The organism is Streptomyces sp. 8K308, assembly GCF_004348315.1.
In the GTDB taxonomy this organism is placed as follows: domain Bacteria; phylum Actinomycetota; class Actinomycetes; order Streptomycetales; family Streptomycetaceae; genus Streptomyces.
The window spans coordinates 1-4,689 of sequence record NZ_SMKC01000456.1 but is presented as its reverse complement, the minus strand read 5'-3'; the positions used below and the strand labels follow the sequence as shown (position 1 = coordinate 4,689).

3 protein-coding genes are annotated in these 4,689 nt (G+C 75.8%); all 3 read right to left on the bottom strand.

Features of this window, described 5'->3' with window-relative positions; all coding sequences use genetic code 11:
- Positions 1–19: 19 nt before the first annotated feature.
- Complete coding sequence (locus E1265_RS33875; protein ID WP_132934783.1) at positions 20–1,504, bottom strand: MFS transporter; 1,485 nt, start codon at positions 1,502–1,504, stop codon at positions 20–22.
- Between the two features lie 95 nt (positions 1,505–1,599).
- Positions 1,600–3,930 (bottom strand): xanthine dehydrogenase family protein, encoded by a 2,331-nt coding sequence (locus E1265_RS33870; protein WP_132934782.1) that lies wholly within the window; start codon positions 3,928–3,930, stop codon positions 1,600–1,602.
- A gap of 67 nt (positions 3,931–3,997) precedes the next feature.
- Positions 3,998–4,689: (2Fe-2S)-binding protein (locus E1265_RS33865; protein ID WP_243741304.1), on the bottom strand; the 692-nt coding region annotated here is incomplete at its 5' end.

Sequence of the window (4,689 nt, the reverse complement as noted above, 5' to 3'; positions counted from 1 at the left end):
CCTTTCCCCGACGACGACTTCAGGCCAGGGCCGGCTCGGAGGGCGCGCCGATCCTGCGGGCCACCACGATGCTGAGCAGCGCGACGAGCCCCGCCGCCGCGTAGACCACGACGAACGCCCCAGCCCCCACGGCCGAGGCGGCGCCCTCACCCGCCTCGTGCGCGGCGGACGCGTCCCCGCCGAAGGCGGCGAACAGGGTGCCCACCGCCGTCAGCATCAGCACGTTGCCCAGGCTGTCGCAGACCTGGAGCGAGGAGACGTTGCCCCCGGACTCCCCAGGCGGCGACAGCCGCAGCACCAGCACGCCGAGCGAGGAGACCACGAGCCCCATGCCGAACGCGGCCACCGTCAGCGAGACCGTGGGCGCCCACACCGGCACCGCGTCCCACAACACAAGCGGCGTCAGCAGCACCCCGCCGGCCAGCAGCACCGTCCCGACCCGCATCAGCGGGTGGCGGTACGGCTCGGCCCACGGCCTGGCCTGCGCGAAGGAGCCGAGCGCCCACACCAAGCCCGAGACGGCGAGCGCCAGACCGGCCTCGGTGTAGGACAGGCCCCGCTGGGAGACCAGCATCAGCGGCAGGAAGGTCTGGGTGACGAGGTACGCCGCGGAGATGACGCCACGCAGGGATATCACCGCCGGCAGCCCGCGGGCCGCCCGGAGGGTGCCCGCCGGCAACAGCCGCACCGCCGAGGGCCACAGCAGCGCCAGGCCCACGAGCGCCGGCAGCAGCGAGAGCCACCGCACCTCCTGCCCACCGAGCTGCACGAGACCCGCGCCGACCGCCACCGCGAGGGCGAGCCGCAGCCGCCGGCCGTCGAACGCGCCCCGCGCGCCCTCCGACGGCCCCGAGGCGTACCGCCGCAGCGCCGGCAGCATCACCAGCAGCGGCAGCGGCACCAGCGCCGTGATCCCGAGGAACACCCAGCGCCAACCGTAGTGCTCGGTGACGGAGCCCGCGATCAGCGGCCCGACCATCGACGGCAGCACCCAGGCCCCGGAGAACGCGGCCAGCGCCGCGGGACGCAGCCGCTCGGGGAAGGCGCGGCCGACCACCACGTAGAGCGCGACGATCACCAGGCCGCCGCCTATCCCCTGCACCGCCCGCCCGAGCACGAACACCCACATGCTCTGCGCCACGCCCGTGACCAGCAGGCCCGCGGCAAAGGCGGCTATCCCCACCGCCACGGGCCGCAGCGGCCCGCCACGGTCGCACCACTGCCCGGCGACCACCATCCCGAGCAGGCTGGTGGTGAAGAAGCCGGAGAACGCGAACGCGTAGAGCGAGACGCCGCGCAGTTCCTCGGCCGCGGCCGGCATCGCCGTGCCGATGGCCATGGCCTCGAAGGCGATCAACAGGATCGAGCAGACGCAGCCCAGGGTGAGCGCACGGTGGCGGGGACCGAGGACGCCGCCCCGCCCGCCGCCGGCGGCCTCCTCGCCCGGCTGCTGGTGCGGGGTGGCGGTGCTCGGAGGCCCGGAGCCGGCGTCGGTGTCGGTCATGCGAACACCGTAAGGAGTCCAACCGCCCGTGCCTATGGACCTGAGTCTGATTCGGCCGTCACCTTCGTCGTACGCCGATCAGGTGAACGCGCCACTCACGGGCCCACCACCGCCGACTGCGGCCGGATCGGCAGCCGGTTGACGGGCCGCCCGGTGGCCGCCCTGACCGCGGCGGCCACCGCCGCCGGCGCCACCACCACCGGCACCGCGCTCGCCGCCTTGGCGCCGAACGGCGCGACCACGTCCCGCTCCTCGATCAGCTTGACGATCCGCACGTCGGGCGCGTCCAACGCGGTGGGCAGCGGGTACCCCGCCAGGTCGGGCCGCCGCACCTCCCCGCGCACCACCCGCAGATGCTCCGTCAGGGCCGCGCCGACGCCCTGCACCACGCCGGCCTCGATCCGCGCCCGCAGCTGCCGCGGGTTGAGCACCCGCCCCACGTCCTGCGCGACCGACACCTCGACCACCCGCACCGAGCCCAGCTCCGCGTCCACGTCCACCACGGCCCGCAGCGCCGCGAAGGCCAGGCCCACGAACGCGTCCCCCTGCCCCGACGCGTCGAGCGGCTCCGTCGGATGCGGCCGGCACTGCGCCGTCGCCCACAGCTCCTTGCCCTCGAGCGCCTCGGCCACGGTGGTGCTCAACACCCCGTCGTAGGAGGTGATCTTGCCGTCCGCGATGCTCAACAGCTCGGCCGACATGCCGAACTTGGCGGCCAACGGCTGGAGCAACTGGGTGCGCACCATCTTGGCCGCCCGCTCCACCGCGCCGCCCGAGACCCAGGTGTGCCGGCCGCGCCCGCCGGGGCCCGCCGGCGGCTGGTCGGTGTCCACCGGCGCGACGTGCACCTCCTCGACGCCCAGCACGTCCTGCACGATCTGCCGCGCCAGCGTCGCGAAGCCCTGCCCGGTCTCCACGGCGGCGCACAGCACCGTGGCGACCGTGCCCTCCACCTTCACCGTGGCCGTGGACACCTCGTCCGCGCCCTCGGCGCCCAGCATGTGGACCATGCCCAGGGCATAACCGACACCACGCCGCACCGCGCCCGGCTCGCCCGCGCCCTCCGGTCCGCCGGGCAGCAGCCAGTCCTCCACCGGGCCGTCCTTGGGCAGCGCGGGCAGCGGTGCCTCGCGCACCGCGGCCAACAGCTCGGCGACCGGGGCCGGGCAGGTGACCGTCTGCCCGGTCGGCAGCGCGTCGCCGGTGCCCAGCACGTTGCGGGCGCGCAGCTCGGCCGGGTCCATGCCGAGCTGCGCCGCGAGCCGGTCCATCTGGCCCTCGTAGGCCGCGCACACCTGCATCGCGCCCTCGCCGCGCACGTAGCCGGCCGGCGGGTTGTTGGTGCGCACCGCCCAGCCGTCGATCACCGCGTTGGGCACCACGTAGGGCCCGGCCGCGAACGAGACGGCGGCGGCCAGCGCCTCGGCCGAGTCGTCGGCGTAGGCGCCGGCGTCCATCAGCAGCTGCGCCTCGACCTTGACGATCTTGCCGGTGCGGTCCGCGTGGTGCCAGTAGCGCAGCAGCGTGGGGTGCCGGTGGGCGTGGCCGAGGAACGACTCCTCGCGGGTCGCCGACAGCTTGACGGGGCTGCCGGTGCGGATGGCGAGCAGCGCGAGCGGCAGCTGGAAGCCCAGGTCCTCGCGGTCGCCGAGGGATCCCGGCACGCCGGTGACGTAGATCTTGACCTGCTCGGTGGTGAGTCCCAGGCAGGCCGCGATCCGGTCGCGGTCGGTGTGCGGGTCGGTGGTGGCCGTGTAGATCTCGACGCCGCCGTCCGGGCGGGGCACGGCCAGGCCCGACTCGACGCCGATGGGCGCCGGGTCCTGGCGGCCGATCCGGTACAGGCCCTCCACCACGACCTCGCCGGTGGCGGCGGGGTCGCCGTACCGCAGCGGGATGTGCCGGATCACGTTGCCGTCCGGGTGGAGCGCCGGCGCCTCGAACGACTTCTCCGGGTCGGTGACGGGCTCGCGCTCCTCGTACTCGACGACGATCGCGGCGGCGGCGAGCCGCGCGGTCTCCGGGTGGTCGGCGGCCACGGCGGCCACCGGCTCGCCGTGGTAGCGGACCAGCTCGGAGGCGAACGGCGGCCGGTCGGTGATCTGCCGGCCGAGGCCGGCCTCGCCGCCCACGTCCTCGTGGGTGACCACGGCCCGCACGCCCGGCATGGCCGCGGCGTCCGTCGTGTCGATCCGCCTGATCGTGGCGTGCGGGTGCGGGGAGCGCAGCACGGCGGCCCAGAGCAGGCCCTCGGCCCACAGGTCGGCCGTGTAGGGGAAGGTGCCCCTCGCCTTGGCCTCGGCCTCGGCCGGCGGCAGCGAGTCGCCGAGGCCGTGCGGGGGCGCGCCCGCCGGCCGGGCGGTCCTGGCGCCGCCGGCGGGGGACACGGTGATGGCGGTGGCGCCGTCGCTGCCACGGTCCGTCATGACATCGCCCTTTCGTCCCCTTGCTCAGCTGGAACCACTCGACCGCCCGGCACCGTGGGACGAAGGCTCATAGCGTCCCCCCGGCGGGCGGTCCCGCCTGATGCGGGATGCGGGAGCCGGGGCCACCGTCCCGCTCCGCCTCCGCCGCGGCGCGCGCCGCGGCGGCCGCGCGCTCGTCCACGACCGTCCGGACGGCGTCGAGCACGCCCCGGTACCCGGTGCAGCGGCACAGGTTGCCGCAGAGCGCCTGGCGGGTCTCGAGCTCGGTCGGCGCGTGGTTGCCCTCGAGCAGGTCATGCACGGTCATCGCGATCCCCGGCAGGCAGAACCCGCACTGCACCGGCGTGGCGGCCAGCGCCCGCTGCACGTCCGATGGCGCGCCGTCGGCGCCGAGCCCCTCCACGGTCCTGATCTCGCTGCCAGCGGCGGTGGCGGCCGGCACCAGGCAGGCGGCCACCAGACGCCCGTCGACCTGCACCGAGCAGGCACCGCACTCGCCCTGCGCGCAGCCGTCCTTGGCGCCGGCCAGGCCGAGCCGCTCGCGCAGCACGTAGAGCAGCGACTCGCCGATCCAGGCACCGGCCACCGGCCGGTCGACGCCGTTGACCCGCAGCACGTAGGACACCTCGGGGTGGTCGCTGCGGCTGCCGGCCTCCGGCTGCCCGGGAGGGGTCCCATCCGGCTCGGGCGACCATGGCTCCACGGCGCCGGCGGCGGCCGGCTCCATGGGGTGGGGCTCGCCGGCGGACGGGGTGGCCC